Origin of the sequence: Mesoterricola silvestris (genome assembly GCF_030295405.1) — a bacterium.
Classification (GTDB): Bacteria; Acidobacteriota; Holophagae; order Holophagales; family Holophagaceae; genus Mesoterricola; species Mesoterricola silvestris.
In genome coordinates, this window is record NZ_AP027080.1 from 3365665 (window position 1) to 3385091 (window position 19427).

At 67.9% G+C, this 19427-nt stretch carries 19 protein-coding genes and 1 tRNA gene; 9 read left to right on the plus strand and 11 right to left on the minus strand.

Annotated elements, in window-relative coordinates; all coding sequences use genetic code 11:
- Positions 1–591: 591 nt before the first annotated feature.
- A complete protein-coding gene (locus tag R2J76_RS14575) occupies positions 592–1455 on the minus strand; it encodes a pirin family protein (RefSeq protein WP_316412364.1) in 864 nt (287 codons plus the stop codon).
- Between the two features lie 2 nt (positions 1456–1457).
- Positions 1458–1697 carry a CDGSH iron-sulfur domain-containing protein gene (locus tag R2J76_RS14580; RefSeq protein ID WP_316412365.1) on the minus strand — a complete coding sequence of 80 codons (240 nt, stop codon included), beginning with the start codon at positions 1695–1697 and terminating at the stop codon, positions 1458–1460.
- Between the two features lie 111 nt (positions 1698–1808).
- Between R2J76_RS14580 and R2J76_RS14585 the strand changes: the two genes are divergently transcribed.
- Complete coding sequence (locus tag R2J76_RS14585; RefSeq protein WP_316412366.1) at positions 1809–3023, plus strand: MFS transporter; 1215 nt, start codon at positions 1809–1811, stop codon at positions 3021–3023.
- 64 nt (positions 3024–3087) lie between these two features.
- On the opposite strand, the gene R2J76_RS14590 is transcribed toward R2J76_RS14585, so the two are convergent.
- From R2J76_RS14590 to R2J76_RS14600, 3 genes are all read right to left on the minus strand, one after another.
- The gene (locus tag R2J76_RS14590; protein WP_316412367.1) at positions 3088–3411 is read right to left on the minus strand and encodes a DMT family transporter; all 324 of its coding nucleotides are present in this window, start codon (positions 3409–3411) and stop codon (positions 3088–3090) included.
- On the minus strand, positions 3408–3800 hold the full coding sequence (locus R2J76_RS14595; RefSeq protein ID WP_316412368.1) for an ACT domain-containing protein: 393 nt from the start codon (positions 3798–3800) through the stop codon (positions 3408–3410). Before R2J76_RS14595 ends, R2J76_RS14590 begins: the two co-directional genes overlap by 4 nt.
- Before the next feature lie 102 nt (positions 3801–3902).
- A complete protein-coding gene (locus R2J76_RS14600; protein ID WP_316412369.1) occupies positions 3903–5429 on the minus strand; it encodes a complex I subunit 4 family protein in 1527 nt (508 codons plus the stop codon).
- 167 nt (positions 5430–5596) lie between these two features.
- Between R2J76_RS14600 and mreB the strand changes: the two genes are divergently transcribed.
- Complete coding sequence (gene mreB / locus R2J76_RS14605; RefSeq protein ID WP_316412370.1) at positions 5597–6640, plus strand: rod shape-determining protein; 1044 nt, start codon at positions 5597–5599, stop codon at positions 6638–6640.
- A gap of 119 nt (positions 6641–6759) precedes the next feature.
- On the plus strand, positions 6760–7545 hold the full coding sequence (locus R2J76_RS14610; RefSeq protein ID WP_316412371.1) for a response regulator: 786 nt from the start codon (positions 6760–6762) through the stop codon (positions 7543–7545).
- Positions 7546–7708: 163 nt separating this feature from the next.
- Here the strand turns inward: R2J76_RS14610 and R2J76_RS14615 are convergent, their stop codons facing one another.
- On the minus strand, positions 7709–8827 hold the full coding sequence (locus R2J76_RS14615) for an NADH:flavin oxidoreductase (RefSeq protein ID WP_316412372.1): 1119 nt from the start codon (positions 8825–8827) through the stop codon (positions 7709–7711).
- A 203-nt stretch (positions 8828–9030) separates the two neighbouring features.
- Between R2J76_RS14615 and R2J76_RS14620 the strand changes: the two genes are divergently transcribed.
- From R2J76_RS14620 to R2J76_RS14630, 3 genes are all read left to right on the plus strand, one after another.
- Complete coding sequence (locus tag R2J76_RS14620) at positions 9031–9987, plus strand: UbiA-like polyprenyltransferase (RefSeq protein ID WP_316412373.1); 957 nt, start codon at positions 9031–9033, stop codon at positions 9985–9987.
- Between the two features lie 539 nt (positions 9988–10526).
- Positions 10527–10991, plus strand: a complete 465-nt coding sequence (locus tag R2J76_RS21605) for a M23 family metallopeptidase (protein WP_394366840.1) — start codon at positions 10527–10529, stop codon at positions 10989–10991.
- Positions 10992–11006: 15 nt separating this feature from the next.
- Complete coding sequence (locus tag R2J76_RS14630) at positions 11007–11549, plus strand: bactofilin family protein (protein ID WP_316412375.1); 543 nt, start codon at positions 11007–11009, stop codon at positions 11547–11549.
- Between the two features lie 65 nt (positions 11550–11614).
- Here R2J76_RS14630 and R2J76_RS14635 read toward each other — a convergent pair whose 3' ends face one another.
- Positions 11615–13957 (minus strand): pentapeptide repeat-containing protein, encoded by a 2343-nt coding sequence (locus tag R2J76_RS14635; protein ID WP_316412376.1) that lies wholly within the window; start codon positions 13955–13957, stop codon positions 11615–11617.
- A gap of 394 nt (positions 13958–14351) precedes the next feature.
- Between R2J76_RS14635 and R2J76_RS14640 the strand changes: the two genes are divergently transcribed.
- From R2J76_RS14640 to R2J76_RS14650, 3 genes are all read left to right on the plus strand, one after another.
- Positions 14352–14428 (plus strand) — tRNA-Arg (locus tag R2J76_RS14640).
- A gap of 242 nt (positions 14429–14670) precedes the next feature.
- Entirely contained in the window at positions 14671–14934 is a 264-nt protein-coding gene (locus tag R2J76_RS14645) for a type II toxin-antitoxin system Phd/YefM family antitoxin (RefSeq protein ID WP_316412377.1), read from the plus strand.
- On the plus strand, positions 14925–15239 hold the full coding sequence (locus tag R2J76_RS14650) for a type II toxin-antitoxin system RelE/ParE family toxin (RefSeq protein WP_316412378.1): 315 nt from the start codon (positions 14925–14927) through the stop codon (positions 15237–15239). Before R2J76_RS14645 ends, R2J76_RS14650 begins: the two co-directional genes overlap by 10 nt.
- A 10-nt stretch (positions 15240–15249) precedes the next feature.
- On the opposite strand, the gene R2J76_RS21610 is transcribed toward R2J76_RS14650, so the two are convergent.
- The 4 genes from R2J76_RS21610 to creB all read right to left on the minus strand — a co-directional run bounded on the left by R2J76_RS21610 (position 15250) and on the right by creB (position 19302).
- Positions 15250–15780: a M23 family metallopeptidase gene (locus R2J76_RS21610; protein WP_394366761.1), complete on the minus strand. Its 531-nt coding sequence runs from the start codon at positions 15778–15780 to the stop codon at positions 15250–15252.
- A 13-nt stretch (positions 15781–15793) separates the two neighbouring features.
- Positions 15794–17137, minus strand: a complete 1344-nt coding sequence (creD, locus tag R2J76_RS14655; protein WP_316412379.1) for a cell envelope integrity protein CreD — start codon at positions 17135–17137, stop codon at positions 15794–15796.
- Positions 17138–17215: 78 nt separating this feature from the next.
- A complete protein-coding gene (creC, locus tag R2J76_RS14660) occupies positions 17216–18640 on the minus strand; it encodes a two-component system sensor histidine kinase CreC (RefSeq protein WP_316412380.1) in 1425 nt (474 codons plus the stop codon).
- On the minus strand, positions 18637–19302 hold the full coding sequence (gene creB / locus R2J76_RS14665) for a two-component system response regulator CreB (protein ID WP_316412381.1): 666 nt from the start codon (positions 19300–19302) through the stop codon (positions 18637–18639). Before creB ends, creC begins: the two co-directional genes overlap by 4 nt.
- Between the last annotated feature and the right edge of the window lie 125 nt (positions 19303–19427).

Genomic DNA, 19427 nt, shown 5'->3' on the forward strand with positions numbered 1-19427 from the left:
CCGGGCATCGTCGCTACTACGGACCGGTCCGCCCCGGCGCCCCGCTTCGGTACTCTCGCCCTACGGGGGACTACCCCTCGGACTTCTCCCTTGGCATCGGGACGCTCGGTTCCCACGTTCCACACAAGAGCCTGGACAGGGCTCGCGCCGCTTCTACGCCGGCCACCGCCCGGACCGTAAGCAGGTCCCTTCCGGGCTTGGTCCCAGGACTTCATCCGGAGCCTGGTTTCGATGGCTTTTGATCTCTTTCGACGCCTCATCAGCGGTTCACTTTTGTTCGCCTTCCCTGTCCCTACCTGACGGGGGTTCCCCCGCCTTTTCCGGGTCCGCTCACCACCTGGGGTGTCACCCCCACGCAGCGCCCGGTGGTTTGGGATCTGGCCCTGCAGCCCGACCCCGGGGGGCCTACCCCCATCTCTCATGCAGCACAGCTGCTATCTCTCAGGTTGTTTTATTTGGACCTCCTGGGAGATGAAGCGCCTTTCGTGGCGCACGGATGAACGCCGATGGATGGGATGAACGGGGATGCTCTCAACCTGAGGCAGCCCCCTTCATCACGGTTTCAAGGCAGCTAGGGTTTGCCGCTACACACTAGAGGGTGCCCATGCGCCCCGTCTGGTAGTCCTCGATGGCCTGCTGGATTTCCTCGGGGGTGTTCATCACGAAGGGGCCGTAGTTCACGATGGGTTCGCCCAGGGGCTCCCCGGCCAGGAGCATGAGGCTGGCGGGACCGGCTGCGAACAGGGCGACGGTGTCCCCCTCTGCCAGCAGCGCCACGGTGTCGGCGGGCACCTCGGTGCCGGCCACGGTCACGGAGCCCTTCAGGGGCACCACGGCCGCGGTCCAACCGGGGGGAACCGGAGCCTCGAAACGCGCGCCGGCTTCCAGTTCCAGGTGGGCGTAGGCGATGCGGGCGGGAGTGATCGCGGGGCCCTGGATGCCGGCCCAGGTGCCCGCGAGGACGCGGATGCGGCCGCCGGGGATCTCGCTCCAGGGCATATTCTCCGGCTGCAGGTCGGTGTAGCCGGGGGGGGAGGCCTTGTGGGCCCTGGGGAGGTTGATCCACAGCTGGACCCCTTCGATGGGGCCGCCGGTTTCCAGGTGCTCGGGCACCGGCATCTCCTCGTGCACGATGCCCGATCCGGCGTTCATGAGCTGGGCGCCCCCGGGACGCAGGAGGCCCGACCCGCCCGTGCTGTCCCGGTGGCGGAAGGCCCCCTGGATGAGGTACGTCAGGGTCTGGAACCCCCGGTGGGGGTGGGGCGGGAACCCGGCATCGGTGCCCGGGGGCAGCACCATGGGCCCGAAGTGGTCCATGAGCAGGAAGGGGTCCATGGCCCGGAAGGCGTCGGACCCCCGCTGCCCCCGCCCCGGCACGAGGCGGGTGAGGGGAACGCGGTTGCCGTCCTCCGTGGGCTGGCCGGGGACGAGGGTGGCCACGGGCCTGGGCGCCATGGCTAGAGCTTCTTGTGGGTGCCGTCGCACAGGGGCTTGGTGCCGCTGTGCTTGCAGGCGCAGAACCATTTGTCGCCCGTGACGTCGGCCGTGTAGGCCATGGGCGTGAAGCCCGTGCCCCGGTGCGACCCGTCGCACATGGGCTGGTTCTGGCTCTTGCCGCAGGCGCACCAGTGGTAGGTCTTGCCGGCCTCCACGGCGACCTTGACGGGGGCCTTCTGGGCGATGGTGGGTTCGGGCATGGCGCCCTCCTTGTGTGGGCGATCGAAGGACCGCCGGGACAAGGATGCACCCGCCGGGCCCGATCACCAAGCCGACATGCCGTAAACTGGGAGGGATTGGAGATGCAGTCCATGCTTTCAGCAAGCCCCTCGACCCGGGCCGCGGAACGCCGGCGGACCCTGGCCGTGGCCTTCGCGGGTTTCAGCGCCTTCCTGGGCCTCTACGTCACGCAGCCCCTGCTGCCCCTGTTCGAACACCTCTTCAGGGCCGGCAAGGCCACCGTCAGCCTCACCCTCACCGCCTCCACCCTGGGCGTGGCCATCGCCGCGCCCCTCATCGGCTCCGTGGCGGACCGCCTCGGGCGCAAGCGCGTCATCGTGGGCTCCGCGGGCCTGCTCACCCTGGCCACCTTCCTTTCCGCCACCGCCACGGGCCTGGGCACGCTGATCTTCTGGCGGTTCTTCCAGGGCCTCTTCACCCCCGGCGTCTTCGCGGTGACGGTGGCCTACGTGCAGGAGGAGTGGGCCGGGGGCGCCGTGGGCCGGGCACTCTCCATCTACGTCACCGGCACCGTCATCGGCGGGTTCACGGGCCGCATCGTCTCCGGCCTCGTGGCCACCCACTGGAACTGGCGCTGGGCCTTCGCCGCCACCGGGGCCATGGTGGGCCTGTCCACCCTGGTGCTGCAGTCCTGGCTCCCCCGGGAACGGCGCTTCGCCGGCCCCGCCCGGGGCCAGTCCCTGGCCTCCGGCGCCGCCGGGCACCTGCGCAATCCGCCCCTGGTGGCCACCTTCGCCGTGGGCTTCGGCGTCCTGTTCTCCCTGGTGGCCACCTTCACCTACGTGACCTTCCACCTGGCCGGCGCCCCCTTCCACCTGAGCCCCATGGCCATCAGCCTCCTCTTCTGCACCTACCTCTTCGGCGCCGCCGTCACCCCCCCCTGCGGCCACATCATCGACCGCTACGGCCAGCGCGCCGCCCTGGCCCTGGCCATGGGCACCGGCGTGGCCGGAATGCTCCTCACCCTCCTCCCCAGCCTCTGGGCGGTCATCGCGGGCCTGGCGCTGTGCTGCTCCGGCGTCTTCGTGGCCCAGGCCGCCAGCACCAGCTTCATCGGCATGATCGCCGGCACCCACAAGGCCCTGGCCGTGGGCCTTTACGTCACCTGCTACTACATCGGCGGCAGCGCCGGCGCCGAACTGCCCGGATTCCTGTGGCGCTTCGGCGGATGGCCCTCCTGCGTGGCCCTGGTGATCCTGGTGCAGCTGCTCACCATCGCGGTGACGCGGGTGTTCTGGGACGTGCGCACAGGCGGGCGGCTGGAGGCCTACCCCATGGAGGGCTGAGGGCACGGGAGGGAACCCGGCCTGTTCCGCGCCCCCGTCGGGGGTCGCCCCGGGAAGCACCTTCCTAAGGGCCCACCAGCTTCAAGCCCACCACCCCGGCCAGGACCACACCCAGGAAGAAGAGCCGCCCGAAGCCCGCCGGTTCTCCGAACAGGAGGATTCCCCCCACGGCCACCCCCACCGCCCCCAGTCCCGTCCATACGGCATAGGCCGTGCCTGCAGGAATTCCCCGCATGGAAAGGGAGAGCAGGGCCATGTTCACGAGGGCGAGCAGGACCGAACCCACCACCAGCAAGGGGTCCGGTCGTTGCTGGATGAACTTCAGGGAAAGGGCCCAGGCGATCTCCAGCACCACCGCCACGGCCAGGAGAAGCCAGCCGATGGTCATGGCTGGCCGAGGGCGCGGAGCGCCGCCAGGGCCTCCTCCGCCCTTTCCACGGGCACGAAGAGGTGATCGTGGCGGGCGCCGGCCATGACGTTGCAACTGATCCCCGCCGCCGTGAGCGCGCCGGCCACAGCGGCGGTGAGCCCCACGGCCTGGAGGTCGGAGGTCACGGTGAGGGTGATCCAGGCCGCCCGGAAAAGGATGGGCAGGCCCGCCGCCAACGCCTGCCTCTCCTCCACGATGAGCGTCAGCCCCTCCTTTTCCCGGAAGGTGGCGATGGCATCCACCGGAGGTGCGGAGCCGTGGACCAAGGTGTAGACGTAAACCCCGTCGTGGCGTTCGGGGTCCAGGGAAGACAGCAGGGTCGCGAGGTCGTGAACGGGGTGTTCCATGCCCAAGGGTGCCATGGGGCAGGCAGAGGTTCCAGGCCGTGGCCATGGCGTCATGGGCGGCATACCGGTTGGCGGAGCCTGGGCAACAAGGATTGGATTTTATTACTTTTCACTTCGAGTTCCCGGGTTTGACACCACCTGGTTCACCACCTTTTGCACCGGTTCGCGAATCAACGCCAGCAGCGGCTCGGGATAGAATCCGATCCAGAAGGCCGCCATCAGGAGGGGAAGGAAGCAGACCCGTTCCCGGGCGGTCAGGTCCTCCAGGGTCGCGTTGGCACCCTCCACGGGACCGAACAGCACCCGTTGGGTGGCCCAGAGCAGGTAGGCTGCCCCGAATACGATGCCCGCCACGCCGACCACCCCCGCCCAGGGGTGGACCTGGAAGACCCCCACCAGAATGGCGAATTCACCCACAAAGCCGTTCAAGCCCGGCAGCCCGATGCTGCCCATGACCATGATCAGGAACACCGTGGCGAAGACAGGCATGGGTCGGGCCAGGCCGCCGAAGTGGGCAATGAGGCGCGTGTGCCGCCGGTCATGGAGGGCGCCCACCAGCAGGAAAAGGGCCGACGTGGTCAGCCCATGGTTGACCATCTGGAGAACCCCTCCCGCCATCCCATTGGGATTCAAGGCCAGCAACCCCGCGGCGCAAAGCCCCAGGTGACTGATGGAGGAATAGGCCACCAGCGCTTTCAGATCCTTTTGGATCATCGCGACCAGGGCTCCGTACACGACCCCCGCCATGGCGAGGCCCAGGAACCACGGCAGCAGCGTCAAGGTGGCTGCGGAACAGATGGGGATCAGGAAACGCAGGATTCCGTATGTCCCCATTTTAAGGAGCACCCCCGCGAGAATGACCGATCCCGCCACCGGTGCCTCCACGTGGGCATCCGGGAGCCAGGTGTGGAGGGGCAGCAGAGGCACCTTCACCGCGAAGGCCACGAACCAGGCCAAGGCCAGCAGCGTCTGGAAGTCCCCGCTCTGCTCCGCGATGACGCCCGCCATGGCGTGGAAGGAGGCCAGGGAGAAGTCCCACCGGCCCGTGGCCTCGAACTGCAGGAAATACACGGCCAGGAGCCCCAGGAGAAGGAGCTTCGAGCCCACCAGGGTGTACATGAACATCTTGAAGGCCGCGTAGAGCCGCCGGGGCCCCCCCCAGATTCCGATGAGGCAGTACATGGGCACCAGCATCAGTTCCCAGAAGACATAGAACAGGAACGCATCCTGGGCGATGAACACCCCCAGCATGCAGGACTGGAGGAGGAGGAACCAGACGTAGAATTCCTTGTGCCGCTCCCGGAGGGAGGCGGGCGAGATCCCCACCGCGATGCACCCCAGGAGGGTGGTGAGCAGGACGAGCAGGAGGCTGATGCCATCCGCGCCGACGCTGAACCTGACCCCGAACCTGGGAATCCACTCCAGCACCGTGACCCACTGGGGCTCCGCCGAGGTCCGGTCCAGGCCGGCCCACAGGGGCAGGCAGAGCAGAACGTCCAGCAGGGTCACCGCCAAAGCCCCCCGTTCGAAGGCTTTGCTCCGCCCCCTCGGAACGACGGCGAGGACCAGGCCACCGAGCAAAGGGAGAACCGCCACCGCCAGCAGCGGGTTTTCAAACCAGGACACCATCGGGCCGCCCCCTTCCAACCCCCTGGGGATGGCTCAATCGCCAACGAGGTTACAATGGTTCCCAGAGCCCCGGTCCAACCCGGGGCGGCCAGGCAGAAAACGACCGTGAAGGTGCTGCTGGTTCCATTTCCGATCGCCCCGGCGATCAGCACCCCGAGGAGGTTTTCGTGCCCAGCGTGTTCTCAAGTCCGTTCTGGTCCAATCTGTTCTCGTCGGACCTGGCCATCGATCTGGGCACGGCCTCGGTGCTGGTGCAGACCCGGCAGGCCGGACGGGTCGTCATCTATGAACCGTCTATTGTCGCCCTCAACGCCCGCACCAAGGAGGTGGAGGCGGTGGGGGACGAGGCCAAGCAGCTCCTGGGCCGCACGCCCCAGGGGGTGTACACCGTCCGGCCCCTGCGGGACGGGATGATCTACGAAGTGGACGCCGCGGAGAAGATGCTGGGCGCGTTCATCCACAAGGCCCGGCCCCACCGGTCCTGGTCCCGGACCCGCATCGTCGTGAGCATCCCTCCCATGGCCCACCAGGTCGCCCGGCGCGCCATGAGGCAGGTGTGCTACGACGCCAAGGCCAGCGAAGTCTTCCTGGTGGACCAGACCATGGTGGCCGCCATGGGCGCCGGGATCCCCATCAACGAGAAGCGCGGGTGCATGATCGTCGATATCGGCGGCGGCACCACGGACGTGGCGGTCATCTCCTTCAACGGCAAGGTCTTCGCGGATTCCATCGGCATCGCGGGCGACGAGATGGACGAGGCCATCCACCGGTACATCCTGGAAAAATACAACCTGCTCATCTCCCCCACGGCCGCCGAGCAGGTGAAGTGGGGCCTCGGCTCGGCCTACCCCACCCCCACCGACCGCACCCTCACCATCGCGGGCCAGGACCAGTTCGAGGGCCTGCCCAGGACCCTCACCCTCACCGAGGCGGAGATCCGGGAGGCCCTGGCGGAACCCGTCTCCGCCATCCTCGGCCTGGTGCGGAAGGCCCTCAACGACACCCCCCCCCAGCTAGCGGCCGACCTGGTGGACCGGGGCATCTGCCTCACGGGCGGCGGCTCCAAGATCCAGGGCCTGGACCTGCGCATCAGCAAGGAGACCCACCTGCCATGCTACCGGGCGGAGAACCCCGAGACGGCCGTGGTGCGGGGCACCGCCATGCTCCTGCAGGACATCCCCTTTCTGAGGCGGATCCAGATCCGGGACTGATACACTGGAAGGGTCCAATTCCTAGCAGGCGTGGAGGAGCGGACGCCCTGGCCGGCTCATGGGCCAACGACGATGGGATGCCCCCCCGGGCCCCCGCTCCATAGGGAGGAACGCCAGCGATGGCCAGGATCATGGTGGTCGACGACAACCCCACGGCGAGCCTCTTCGTGGCCAACAGCCTCCGGCCCCTGGGGCACGAGGTGGAGGTGGTGGAACCCACCTGCCTGTTCGCGGTGTTCCAGGCCCTCCACGGGAACCCGCCGGACCTCCTGATCACGGAGCTGGTCATGCCCTCCTGCCCGGGCCTGACCCTCCTGCGCTTCTGCCTGGAGGACGCCCACCTGGCCAAGGTGAAGATCATCGTCCTGACCCGCGCCGGCGACCGGGACCTGGGCACCTTCCTCCAGCAGTGCGGGAACGTCCACTACCTCCCCAAGCCCGTCTCCCCCACGGCCCTGGCCCAGGACGCCACCGCGTTCCTGGAGGGCAGGCTGAAGCTGAACCACGGCTGGGACCTGGCCTGCCAGGGGGTCGTGGCCGTCGTCGACGACAGCCGCATGGCCCGCGCCTACCACGCCACCTGCCTGCGCAAGTTCGGCTTCCGCCCCGTGGAGGTGGACCCCGCGGAGCTCTACGCCACCAAGCGCACCCTGGAGGAGCTGAAGCCCGATCTCGTCCTCCTGGACTACGTGATGCCCGCCTTCACCGGCGAGGCCCTCCTGCGCGCCATCCGCGCCACGCCGGCCCTGGAGGACACCCCGGTCCTCGTCGTGACCAGCCTCCAGGAACCCGAGCTCGAGGACCGCCTGGCCAGCTTCGGCGGCGTGGGCATCGCCAACAAGCCCCTGTCCGTGGAGGGGCTGCAGTCCCGCGTCCTGGAGAGCCTGGGCCTGCAAACGGCCTAGTCAAAGGCTGATCCCCTTCATCCCCTTCATCCGATTTCATCCTTGTTCCCGCAGGGCCGGCGATGAGGTGGGGCGGCGCGTGGTCGATCCGCGTGCGCCGACCCATCCCTGCTCTGGCCCTGCGGGAACAGGGATGAAAATGGGATGGACAGGATGAAGGCGATCAGGACAGCGTCGCCAGGTCCTCCGGCACGAAGCCGCGCAGTTCCTGGAGCTTCCCTTCGCGGATCTTCCTCGCCCACTGGGCGTCCGAAATCAGCACCCGCCCCACGGCGATCAGGTCGAACTCCTCCCGCTCCATCCGGGCGTTCAGGCTGCCCAGGGCCGCCGCGGCCGAACCGGCGCCCCGGAAGGCCCCGAAGAAGTCCGAGTCCAGCCCCACCGAGCCGACGCTGATGGTCGCCGCACCGGTGAGCTTCTTCGCCCAGCCGGCGAAATTGAGGCCCTCGGCCCCGTCGATCTCCGGGAACTCCGGCTCCCAGAAGCGGCGCTGGGAGCAGTGCAGGACATCCACCCCGGCCTCCACCAGGGGGGCCAGCCAATCCGTCATCTCCTGCGGGGAGGTCGCCAGGCGTGCGCTGTAGTCCTGCTGCTTCCACTGGCTGACGCGCAGGATCAGGGGGAAGTCGGGCCCGATGGCGGCGCGGACCGCGCGCACGACCTCGGCCGCGAAGCGGGAACGCTCGCGGATCGTCGCGCCGCCGAAGGCGTCCGTGCGCGCATTGGTGCCGGGCCAGAAGAACTGGTCGATCAGGTAGCCGTGGGCTCCGTGCAGTTCCACCGTGTCGAACCCCAGCCGTTTGGCATCCTTGGCCGCCTGCGCGAAGGCCGCGATGGTGTCGGCGATGTCCTCCTGGGTCATCGCGACCCCGTGGGGGGCCCCGGGCCCCACCAGCCCCGAGGGGCTTTCGGCGGGACCGCCGGGCTCCCAGCCCTTGTGCCCCTTGGCCACCGGGATGGCGCCGGTATGCCAGAGCTGCGGGCCGATATGGCCGCCGGCGCCATGGACCGCCCCGGCCACCTCCGCCCACCCCGCCAGGGCGGCCTCGCCGTGGAAGAAGGGAACATCCGGAATATTGCGCGAGGCCGGCCGTTGGACCACGGTGCCCTCGGTGAGGATCAGTCCGACGCCGCCTTCGGCGCGCCGGCGGTAGTACGCCGCCTGGGCCGCCCCCGGGATGCCGCCCGGCGCCATGCTCCGGGTCATCGGCGCCATGACGATGCGGTTGGAAAGGGTCAGGCCTTTCACCGTGAAGGGCGTGAACAGGATATCGTCCGTCATGATTTCTCCTTGGGGGGCGAGGGGTGGCCGTTCGGGTGCTGCTACCGAACCGATATGAACTATCCCATCCATCCCGAAGAATGTCACTACCAAATTGATATCGACACCGAAAATGGGGACCGGGGCCGGCGCGGAGGAACAACCGACGGGTGCCATTCCAGGGTCCGCTGCGCCAGAATGGATAACCCGCAGGAGCACCGTTCGTGATCGAACCCGGAAACGCGCCATCCCTCCCCCCTCCCCTTCCCGGGGAACCCCCGGCGGCCGCACCCGCGTCCCCGGCCGGGCCGGGCGCCGTACGCCAGTTCAAGGAACTGCTCGACATGATCAAGTTCGAGCACACGGTCTTCGCCCTGCCCTTCGCCCTCCTGGGCGGCCTGGCCACCTACCGGGGCACACCGCCCCTGGAAAAGGTCCTGCTCATCCTCCTGGCCATGGTGGGCGCGCGCACGGCCGCCATGACCTTCAATCGTCTGGCGGACGAGGACCTGGACGCGGAGAACCCCCGCACCGCCTCCCGGGCCCTGCCCGCCGGGCGGGTGACCCGGGCCGGGGCCTACGCCCTGCTGGGCACCGCCATCATCGTCCTGTGCCTCGCCGCCGGCAAGCTCGGTCCCCTGCCCTGGAAGCTGGTGCCCGTGGCCCTGGTCATCACCCTGGGCTACTCCTTCTGCAAGCGGTTCACGGCCTTCGCCCACGTGATCCTGGGCCTGAGCCTGGCCGGCGCGCCCCTGGGGGCCTGGATCGCCGTGAACGGGTCGGTGGACGAGCCGGTGATCTACCTGGCCCTGGGCGTCCTCACCTGGACGGCGGGCTTCGATATCATCTACGCCCTCCAGGACCTGGATTTCGACAAGGACCGGGGCCTCCATTCCGTGCCCAGCCGTCTGGGCCCGGGCACCTCCCTGGCCCTTTCCCGGCTCCTGCACCTGGCGGCCATGGCTTCCTGGGCCGTTTTCAATGTCCGCATGGAGGCCCATGTGCTGCCCTGGCTGGGCTGGTGCCTCGTGGGCGGCATCCTCCTGCGCGAGCAGTGGGTGGTGCGCGGGGCGCGCCTGGATCGCATCGACCACGCATTCTTCACACTCAACAGTCTGGTGGGCCTGATCTTTTTCACGGGCTACGCCGCGGAGTGGTTTGTCGGGCGGGCGATGCCCTGAGGCCCCGGGGAAACCGCGCTCGACACGACCCGGAAAGCCAAGTAGGGTAAAGATCTATGATGAAAAAGACCGTCCAGCGAAGAGGTCTGAGACTGAGTCGGCCCGATTCGGAGCAGTTCCTGACGGTCATGTTCGTCTTCGCCCACCGGACCTTCCGCTGGTCCCTGGAGCGCCGCATCCTGGTGCGCATCCTGGCCACCGTGGCCGCCATCTGGACCGTGGCCATGATCGGGGCCTCGTACGGCCTCTGGGCCACCAAGAAGCTCATGAGCTTCACCCAGCTGCAGCGGGAGACCTACACCCAGAAGGAGCAGTTGCGGGAAAGCCTCAACCAGGCCCAGGTCCTGGACGAGGAGGTCACCAGCCTGCGCAAGCAGATGTCGGATCTCCTGAAGCTCCTGGATCCCAAGAACCCCACCCCCGCCATCCAGCCCGCCCCCGGAGCCCTTTCCAAGGACGCCCCCAGCCCCCAGAAGCTGAGCGAGCTCCGCAACGACCTGGAACGCACCTACGCCCAGGCCCGGCTCCTGCGGGCCCGCATGGACCCCATCATCGACCGCTGGAACCACACGCCCTCCATCCCTCCCACCGCCGGCTACCTCAGCTCCGGGTTCGGCATCCGCCTGAGCCCCTTCTCCCGGGTCAACGAACAGGGCGACGGGCTCCTGGGCTACCATTCGGGTTTCGACATCACCAATTCCGAAGGCACCCCCATCCAGGCCACGGCCGACGGCGAGGTGGTGGAGGCGGGCTGGATGGACCGCTACGGCAACGGCGTGGTCATCGCCCATTCCGACCGGGTCGAGACGCTCTACGCCCACATGAGCCGCGTGCGGGTGAAAAGGGGACAGAAGGTGTCCCGGGGCGATATCCTTGGGGACATGGGACGCACCGGCAACGCCACCGGCGTCCACCTGCACTACGAAGTGAGGCTCAACGGCAGGCCCGTGAATCCCCAGCCCTACATGCGCCTCCAGCGCGAATGGCTCAAGGGTCTGCGCTAAAGAGGAGAGTTCCCCATGTTCAGCGAAAAGAAGCGCCCCGAACCCTCCCAGGCCGTCCACACCCTTCTCGGCAAGGGCACCCTCTGGAAGGGCGAAGTGGTGGCCGGCCAGAACAACCTGCGCATCGAAGGCACCGTGGAAGGCACCATCACCAGCGAAGGCGAAGTGACCATCGCCCCCAGCGGCATGGTGCGCGGCACCATCCTGGCCAAGCACCTCATCGTCACCGGCAAGGTGGAGGGCATCTTCCGGATCGTCGAGTGCCTGGAGATCCACGGCACCGGCTGCGTGGAGGGCGAAGTGGAGCTGGGCTCCCTGGTGGTGGACGAGGGCGGCACCCTCCAGGGCACCTGCACCCGCCGGGGCGTCGCCCGGTCCACGAACGGCCAGGCCGCCCCCGAGCCCGCCCCCGCCCACGCCGCTCCGGCGGCCCTTCCTCCCCCCGGCCCCGGCCGCAACCTCGAGCCCATCGCGGAGCGCCACCCCTTCCCCGCCGCCAACGGCGCCACCGCCCCGGACCCCTTCGCCAAGGCCTTCGAGAACAAGACCAAGGCCTGAACCCGGCCCCGCACCCAAGGAAAAGCCCCCGTCCCCGGGGGCTTTTCCTTGGGTGGCCAGGCGGTTCAGCGCTTGGCGCCGCTGAGGTTCGCCCCGTGGAGGTTGGTCTCGGTGAGATCGGTCTCCCGCAGATCCGCGCCGCCCAGGTGGGCGCCGCTGAGCTTGGCCTGGGAGAGGTTGGCCCGCACCAGGTTGGCCCCGCTGAGGTTGGTCCACACCAGATTGGCGCCGCTCAGGTTGGCGCCGCTCAGATTGGCGCCGTCCATGGCCGCGTCGATGAGGTTGCAGAAGCGCAGGTCCGCGTTGGACAGGTTGGTGCCGCTGAGGTTGGCGCCGCTGAGGTTGGCCCGGTCCAGATAGGCGTCCCGCAGCACCGTCTCCCGCAGGTCCGCGCTGGCCAGGTTCGCGCCGTCCAGGTTGGCGCCCTTGAGGTTGGTGCCCACCAGGGTGGTCTTACGGAGATCCACCCCGCGCAGGTCCGCCCACACCATGGAGGCGTTGGACAGATTGGCGTTGTTCAGGTTGGCCTCATTGAGATTGGCCTGGTAGAGGTCGGCCCCCGTGAGGTTGGCGCTGGTGAGGTTGGCATTGCTGAGGTTGGTGCGGTATTCACCCCAGGATTCCGTGGGCAGGGAGGCCAGCTTGGCGCCTTCCAGGTTGGCCCGCTCGAAATCCACGCCCAGGAGGTTGGCCCCGCTGAAATCCGCCTGGGAGAGGTCCGCATCGGCCATGTTGGCGCCGCTGAGGATGGTGCCGATGGCGTGGGCGCCCCGGAGGACCGCGCCGTTGAGGTTCACGGAAGCCAGCTTGGCGCCGTCCAGGATGGCGTCGGTGAGGTCGGCGCCCTTGAGGTCGAAGCCGCTGAGGTCCACGCCGCTGAGGTTGACGCCCTTGAGGATGGCCCGGTCCAGTTGGGCGTCCTTGAGGTTGGCCCAGCCCAGGTTCGCGCCGTTCAGGTTCGCGCTGAGGATGACGCCCTGCAGATCGGTGGTGCTGAGGTTGGCGGTGGTGAGGTCGGCGCCGCAGAGGTTCGCGCTGCGCAGGTCGTCCCCGTGGAGATCCGCCCCCGTGAGGTTGGTGCCGCCCAGCTGGGTCTCCTCCAGGTTCGCCCCCACCAGCACGGCGCCGGTCATGTTGGCCCCTTCGAGGTTGGCCGCGGAGAGGTCCGCGCCCGAAAGGTCCGCCCTGCGCAGGTCCCGCTCGCCCAGGTTCACGCGGCGGAGCTTGGCGCCCACCAGGATGGCCTCGCAGAGCACCGCGCCCTCCAGCATGGCGCCGCTGAGGCTGGCGCCCGTGAGGTTGGCGCCGGTGAGGTTGGCCCCCACGAAACTGATCTCCCGCAGGTCGGCCCCGTTGAGGTCCGCGCCGTGGCAGTCCGCGCCGCTGAGCACCGCGCCGGCCAGGAGCGCCGAGGAGAGGTTGGCCCGCACCAGGAGCGAGCCCGTGAGGTTCGCGCCGGAGAGGTCGGCCCCGTGCAGGTCCGCGTCGCTGAGCACCGCGCCTTCCATGGTGGCGTGGCGCAGCACCGCCGCGCTGAGGTTCGCGCCGGAGAGGTTGCCCTGGTTGAGGTTGATCCCCCGCAGATTGGTGCCGGAGAGATCCGCGCCGCTGAGGTTGGCGCCCGTGAGGTCGGGGATGTCGCCCTTGTCGTACTGCAGGATGTCCAGGAAGCGCAGCACGGCCCCCGACAGGTTCGACCCGCCCAGGTTCGCGCCCCGCAGGTTGGCCCGGCTCAGGTCCGCCTTGCCCAGGTCGGCCGTGGTGAGGTTGGCCAGGTGGAGGTCGGCGTCCGTGAGGTTCGCCCCCGAGAGGTTGGCCCGCACCAGGCTCGCCCCGCCCAGCACCGCCGCCGTGAGGTCCGCGCCCACCAGCATGGCCCCGTTGAGGGAAGCCCCCAGCAGCGCGCAGCGGGAGAGGTTCGCCCCCTCCAGGTTGGCCCCGTCCAGCACCGTCTGGCGCAGATCCGCGCCGCTGAGGTCGGCCCCGCGCAGGTCCTTGCCGCTGAGGTCCACCCCGCTGAAATTCACCCCGGCCAGCACCGCGCCCGTGAGCACCGCCCCGCGCATGTTGGGGATGGTCGTGGCGTCGTACTGGTGCACGTCGAAGAAGCTCAGGTCGCACTTCGTGAGGTTCGCGCCGCTGAGGTTAACGCCCTTGAGCTGGGCACGGCTGAGGTTGGCGCCCTCGAGATCCGCCTCGTCCAGGTTGGCCAGGCGCAGGTCCGCCCCCGCCATGTCCGCGCCGCGCAGGATGGCCGAGTTCAACACCGTCCCCGCCAGGTTGGCCTCCGAAAGGTTGGCCCCCGACAGGTCGAACCCGCGCAAGTCCAGGCCGCTGAGGTCGGTACGCTGGAAGCTTTTCCCCGACTTGAGGATGAAAACCACTTCCTTACGTGTCAGCTCGCTCATTGAACTTCCTTTGCAGCATTGGGTTTTCTTCAAACGTGGAACAAGCCGACGATGTTCGCCATCACTACGTTTCCGCTGTTTCTGACTTGATTGTGGCCTAGATGGGCCCCCTCGGGCGACCCATTTCGAAGATCCCGACCACGGCAAATGCCAAAGTGGGCATGGCTTTGATCGGGATTGACGGATCTCCAGTCTACTCCCTGGTCCTTAATGCCCACAACCAAGATTTGCCAAGCCGCCAAACCCCGGAATCCCCCCATCGGCGCCCAAAAAACCCTTTCGGCACAAGCCTTCCAGCGACCTCCTCCCAACAGCCCATCCCCACCCCATCCCTTCCGCCCCAGGATTTAGGGTGGAAATTCCCAAAGAACCCGATACACTGGAAAGCCACCGCGGTCCCGTAGCTCAGCTGGATAGAGCATCAGACTACGAATCTGAGGGTCGGGCGTTCGAATCGCTCCGGGACCACCACTCAATACAACACTTACGGCCATCCAACAGGGTGGCCGTTTTGCTGCATGACGCCCGTGGGACGCTGCCGGGTCAAAGGCAGAGAATCGGGAATTGTGGCAGCAGCCTGTGCGCTCCATCCCCAGGGGTGTGTGGGCCGTCTGGTTGAGAATTCCTTCCAGGTCGCGGGAATGCCAAGGTTCAAGCGCGGAGCCCTTGCCAAAGTGATACTAAAGTACCAATACTAGCCGTGGAGGCCCGCCATGTTGCCCGCGCTGAAGCCCGTCACCGAGATCAAGCGCCATGCCACCGAGATCATCGACCAGCTCCGCGTCGATCGCGTGCCGGTGCTCATCACGGAGCACGGCAGGGAGGCCGCCGTCATGCTGGATGTGGCGACCTACAAGGGTATGCTCCATCGGCTCGAACTGCTGGAGATCATCTCCAAGGGCGAACAGGCCTTCACGGAAGGGCGGGTGAGTTCCCATGCGGATGTGAAGGCCCGGATGGCGAAGCGATGGGCCTGAAACCCCTCGGGATTCGCTGGTCGGATCCCGCGGAACGGGACCTCGACGCGCTGTTGTCCTGCATCGCCTTCGAGAACCCGGAAGCCGCCCGGAGCCTCTTCGCCAGAGTCATGGAGGCCGTTGAAAATGCAGCCGCCTTTCCTGAGAGGGCCCGCTTCATCCCGGAACTGGGGAAGACGTACCGGGAACTCCTCAGCGTTCGCCCGTTCCGGGTGATCTACCGGATCGCCGGGAAGGATCTGGGGGTCATCGGCGTAATGCGAACGGAGCCGGATTTCGAACCCGAAAGATTTATCGACCTCTAGGCCTGTTTCCTCATTTCCGGAAGGATGAACGTGGGCTTGCCTTCAACAGCGGCAGCGGATCCAAGGCCTTTCCCGGGAACCGGTAGATCCCGTAATGCAAATGGGGGGGCGTTCTCCGGGCATTGCCTGAATCGCCCACGGTGCCCAGGGCGTAGCCTTCCGGAACCCGCTGCCCTACCTTGACCTTCCCGTAGGCTTCGAGGTGAGCGAAGTAGTGCCAACGCGGGCCGGGGCCCAGGACCGTCACGGTGCGTCCCCCCAGGCTGTTCTCGCCGACCGAGATCACCACGCCCTTCGTGGGACTCAGGACGGGGGTGTTCCGGGGGGCGAAGAGGTCCACCCCCTCATGGCGCCTTCCCCCGCTACGGGGAGCCCCAAAGGTGCTTGCCACCTGGGAAGGGTGAAGGCCCGGCACGAGCATGGGGAGTCGCACGGGGGCGTCCTGGAAGCAGAGGGGAAGGCCCCGGACCGCGACCTTCCCCCATGGGGTGGCGACGCAGGCGATGGGCAACGCGACAAGGAGGAGGAAGCTCTTGCGCATGGGAAGGCCCGCCTCAGCCCCGGTCCTTCGGCACGAGCGGGGAACCCGCGGGCTCCGGGGAGCGCCGCCAATCCCTGCGGCGGGTGCCCAGCATCAGTCCCCCGAGGAGGGCGAAGAGCAGCACGGAGCCCAGCAGCAGGGCATTGTCCTCCGACGCGAGAAGGCCGTATAGGACGGCGTAGAGAAGGGCGAGTCCCCCGGTGAACAGCAGACCCTCGCTTCGGCTCCGCAGGGCTCCCGTCAGGTAGGTTCCCAGCAGGGCCAGATTGCTGGCCGTGGCGACCGCGTAGGCCCACGGGAAACCCAGGTGCTCCGAGAGGCTGAGCAGGAGCAGGAAGAAGATGGCCAGGGCGGCGCCCACCAGGAGGTACTGCACCGGGTGGATGGGCAGGGCCCGCAGGGCTTCGCGCAGCAGGAAGGCTCCGAAGGTCAGCATCACGAACAGGAAACCGTATTTCACGGCCCGTTCGGATTGGAGGTAGATGTTCACGGGGTCGATGAAGGCCACACCGAAATGCTGGGCCTTGGCATCCGCCCCGCCCCGGAGGAGGGTGTCCAGATCCCGGCTCAGGCTGGGAATCCTCCACTGGGCCGAGAAACCGTCCTTCGACCAGGCTCGTTCCACCGGTGCGAACCCGCCCTCGAAACTCGGAGCGGGCCAGGCCCCCTTCAGGCTCACGCGGGTCTCCTCGGCCACGGGTGCGAGTTGGAGACTGCGCGTACCCATCAGCTCGAGGTTCATTTCAAACGTGAAGGCGCTCCCATGCGCCAGATCGAGGTCCGGCAGAAGCGCATGGATGCCCGTGGCGGGAAGGGTCCGTCGGGTCCCGGGCAGGAAGGGGTAGGTGCGGCCCTCCATTTGCAGCGTCATGCGGTTCAGGATGCCCCTGGGATCGGTGATCCCCATGGCCAGGTAGGGCACGCCATAGCGGAGGTTCCGCCCCGCGGGCATTCCGGCCTGACCCTCCAGGGAAAAGCAACCCTTGAGGGGGCCCGTCACCCGGTAGACCTGGGTCTTGTAGAGGCCCCGCCGGCGGGCATCGATCTGCACGCGGCCTTCCATTTCCAGCTCACGGGGCACGAGGCAGCGTTCCTGCTGGATCTCCTCCCACACGTCCTGCCATTCACCCGTTTTCTCGTTCTTCTTGGTCCGCTTCACTTCCGATGTGTAGGGAATCACCAGGAAAGGGCCCATGAGGGTCTGGGGGGCCGCCGTGAGGCGCGCCACCTGGGCCTCCGTTTCCACCTGGCGCTGGTTGCGGCCTTCCACGAGCCCTTGGGTCATCGTCAGCGGAATGAGCATGAGCAGGCCAAGGCCGAGAACGGCAAGGGGCTTCAACGGAAACGGGATTCGCACGGTCACCTCCAGGGTTGATGCCTGGAGGTTGAGGCGTCCCTGTGAAGGGACGGTGAGGCCCCGTGAAGCGGAGGTGGGTCAAAGGGGCAGGTGAAGCCGGGCCACCGCCCCGCCTTCGGGGTGATTGTCCAGGGTGACCTGGCCTCCGTGGAGGAGCACGATTTCCCTCACGATACAGAGTCCGAGACCGGTCCCTTTGGATTTCCCGTCGGGACGGGGAAGGGAGAAGAACGGGGTGAAGACCTTCTCCCGGGCGAAGTCGGGCAGGCCGGGGCCCCGGTCCCGCACGCTCACGTGCAGGGCCCTGCCTTCGGGCCTCAGCGCGACCTGAACGGCGGTCCCTGTGGGGGCGAAGGAGAGGGCATTGTCCAGGAGATTGCCCACGGCCTGTTCCAGCAGGAAGGCTTCGCCGGTCACGGGGCCACCCGCTTCCCCTTCCAGGACGCAGGTCACGCCGCGCTGTGCCGCCTGGGGTTCGCGGGTGGCCAGGACCTTCACCACCAGGGCCCTGAAATCCAGGGGGCCGGGGTTCTTCAAGGCCTGGCGGTTCTGGAGGTCGGCGATGGACAGCATCCGGTCCACCAGATCCCGCATGCGCTGCTCCTGCTCGAGGATGTTGACCGTGAAGCGTTCCCGGTCCTCGTCCGGCAAGGGTTCCCGGAGCAACTCCGCCGCCCCGCGGATGGCTGACAGCGGGCTCTTCATTTCATGGGTGAGGTTCTGGACGTAGCGTTCCACGTACTCCCGCCCATCGAGCCGAGCCCGCATGGCCTCCAGGGCCGCTCCCAGTTCCCGCAATTCGGGGGCCCCCAGGGCGGGCAGCGGGGTGCGTCCATCCGTGCCCACGCTGCGGGCATAGGTCCGCAGTTTGGCCACATCCCGGGTCAGCCACCACGTCAGGAGCAGCCCGATCAAGAGCGACGTCCCGACCAGCACGGCACCGGCATTCCGGATATGGTGCTCGCTTCGTCTCGCGAAGGGCTGGACGCTGGCCGTGGGGGCGATGACCGTGAGCACCCCGATGAGCCGGCCTTCCCATTTCACGGGGGCGGCCACATACATGGAGGACGAGCGCGCATCGCCGGAATCCAGGCGGGAAGCCCGCACGCCATACTGGCCGCGAAGGGTCATCATCACGTCGTTCCAGCGGGAGTAGTCCCTTCCCACCGCTTCCCCTTCGCTGTCATAGCGCACGATGCCTTGGCCGTCGGTGACATAGAGCCGCAGATCCGTCTGTTCCTTCACCATCCCCCAGATGGAGGCCTTCACGTCCCGGGCCCTGTAGCGGGCGAAGGCTTCCGCCAGCCGGCCCTCCTGGAGGGTGTTCCGGGCAAGGTCCTCCGCGGCCAATTCCGCCAGCAGATTCGCCGTATCCACCAGGGCCACTTCCATGCCCTGGCGGACCCCGGGCTTCACCTCCTTCGAGAAGGTGGACAGCACGAAGTACGCCGCGAGCCCCACGATCAGGAATACACCCAGGAGGAGGCGGATGCCGAGCTTCATGCCGGGTCCACGCTGTACCCCACCCCCCGGTGGGTCTGGATGGGGTCCGCCTCCGGGGCCACGGCCCGGATCTTGGCGCGAAGGGTCTTGATGTGGGTGTCCACCGTGCGGTCCTGGCTGTCCTCGGAACCCGCCCACACCGATTCCATCAGCTCCACCCGGGTGAAAATGCGCCCGGGATGGGCCAGCAGGGTGCGCAGAAGGTCGTGCTCGAAGCGGGTGAGGTCCAGGAGACGGCCTCCGTAGGCAATGCGCCGTGCCGCCCCTTCCACCTGGAACCCCTTCGGCGTGGAGACCGGGCGCGTGCGCCGAAGGATCGTGCGCACCCGGGCCGCCACCTCCCGGGGACTGAACGGCTTGGTGACGTAGTCGTCGGCCCCGATCTCCAGCCCTACGATGCGGTCCACCTCATCCCCCCGGGCGGTGAGGAAGAGGATGGGCACTTCGGAAAAGGTGCGGAGAGAACGGCAGACCTCGAACCCGGAGAGATCCGGGAGCCCCACGTCGAGGATCACCAGGGCGGGCTCCGAGGCCCGGACGGCCTCGATGCCCTTCCCCCCCAGGTCGCACCAGACCGGTTCGAACCCTTCGGTGCGCAAGGCATAAATGAGCGTGTCCGCGATGGCGCGCTCGTCCTCCACGATCAGGATCCTTCCGGGCATAGGAGGAACGGTACCAGGGGCAGGACCCGTTTGCCATGTGCAGATTGGGATTCGGCTTGATTTCGGGTCCGTCCGGGGCTTGAATGGGGGCCACATCCCACCGATCGAGAGCATGGCGCCCTCCC

Coding starts and splice junctions, on each gene's coding strand:
- R2J76_RS14575 (WP_316412364.1), bottom strand. CDS start 1,455: ATGGCGCCCAGGCCCGTGGCCACCCTCGTCCCCGGCCAGCCCACGGAG.
- R2J76_RS14580 (WP_316412365.1), bottom strand. CDS start 1,697: ATGCCCGAACCCACCATCGCCCAGAAGGCCCCCGTCAAGGTCGCCGTG.
- R2J76_RS14585 (WP_316412366.1), top strand. CDS start 1,809: ATGCTTTCAGCAAGCCCCTCGACCCGGGCCGCGGAACGCCGGCGGACC.
- R2J76_RS14590 (WP_316412367.1), bottom strand. CDS start 3,411: ATGACCATCGGCTGGCTTCTCCTGGCCGTGGCGGTGGTGCTGGAGATC.
- R2J76_RS14595 (WP_316412368.1), bottom strand. CDS start 3,800: ATGGAACACCCCGTTCACGACCTCGCGACCCTGCTGTCTTCCCTGGAC.
- R2J76_RS14600 (WP_316412369.1), bottom strand. CDS start 5,429: ATGGTGTCCTGGTTTGAAAACCCGCTGCTGGCGGTGGCGGTTCTCCCT.
- R2J76_RS14610 (WP_316412371.1), top strand. CDS start 6,760: ATGGCCAGGATCATGGTGGTCGACGACAACCCCACGGCGAGCCTCTTC.
- R2J76_RS14615 (WP_316412372.1), bottom strand. CDS start 8,827: ATGACGGACGATATCCTGTTCACGCCCTTCACGGTGAAAGGCCTGACC.
- R2J76_RS21605 (WP_394366840.1), top strand. CDS start 10,527: ATGGACCCCATCATCGACCGCTGGAACCACACGCCCTCCATCCCTCCC.
- R2J76_RS14630 (WP_316412375.1), top strand. CDS start 11,007: ATGTTCAGCGAAAAGAAGCGCCCCGAACCCTCCCAGGCCGTCCACACC.
- R2J76_RS14635 (WP_316412376.1), bottom strand. CDS start 13,957: ATGAGCGAGCTGACACGTAAGGAAGTGGTTTTCATCCTCAAGTCGGGG.
- R2J76_RS14645 (WP_316412377.1), top strand. CDS start 14,671: ATGTTGCCCGCGCTGAAGCCCGTCACCGAGATCAAGCGCCATGCCACC.
- R2J76_RS14650 (WP_316412378.1), top strand. CDS start 14,925: ATGGGCCTGAAACCCCTCGGGATTCGCTGGTCGGATCCCGCGGAACGG.
- R2J76_RS21610 (WP_394366761.1), bottom strand. CDS start 15,780: ATGCGCAAGAGCTTCCTCCTCCTTGTCGCGTTGCCCATCGCCTGCGTC.
- creC (WP_316412380.1), bottom strand. CDS start 18,640: ATGAAGCTCGGCATCCGCCTCCTCCTGGGTGTATTCCTGATCGTGGGG.
- creB (WP_316412381.1), bottom strand. CDS start 19,302: ATGCCCGGAAGGATCCTGATCGTGGAGGACGAGCGCGCCATCGCGGAC.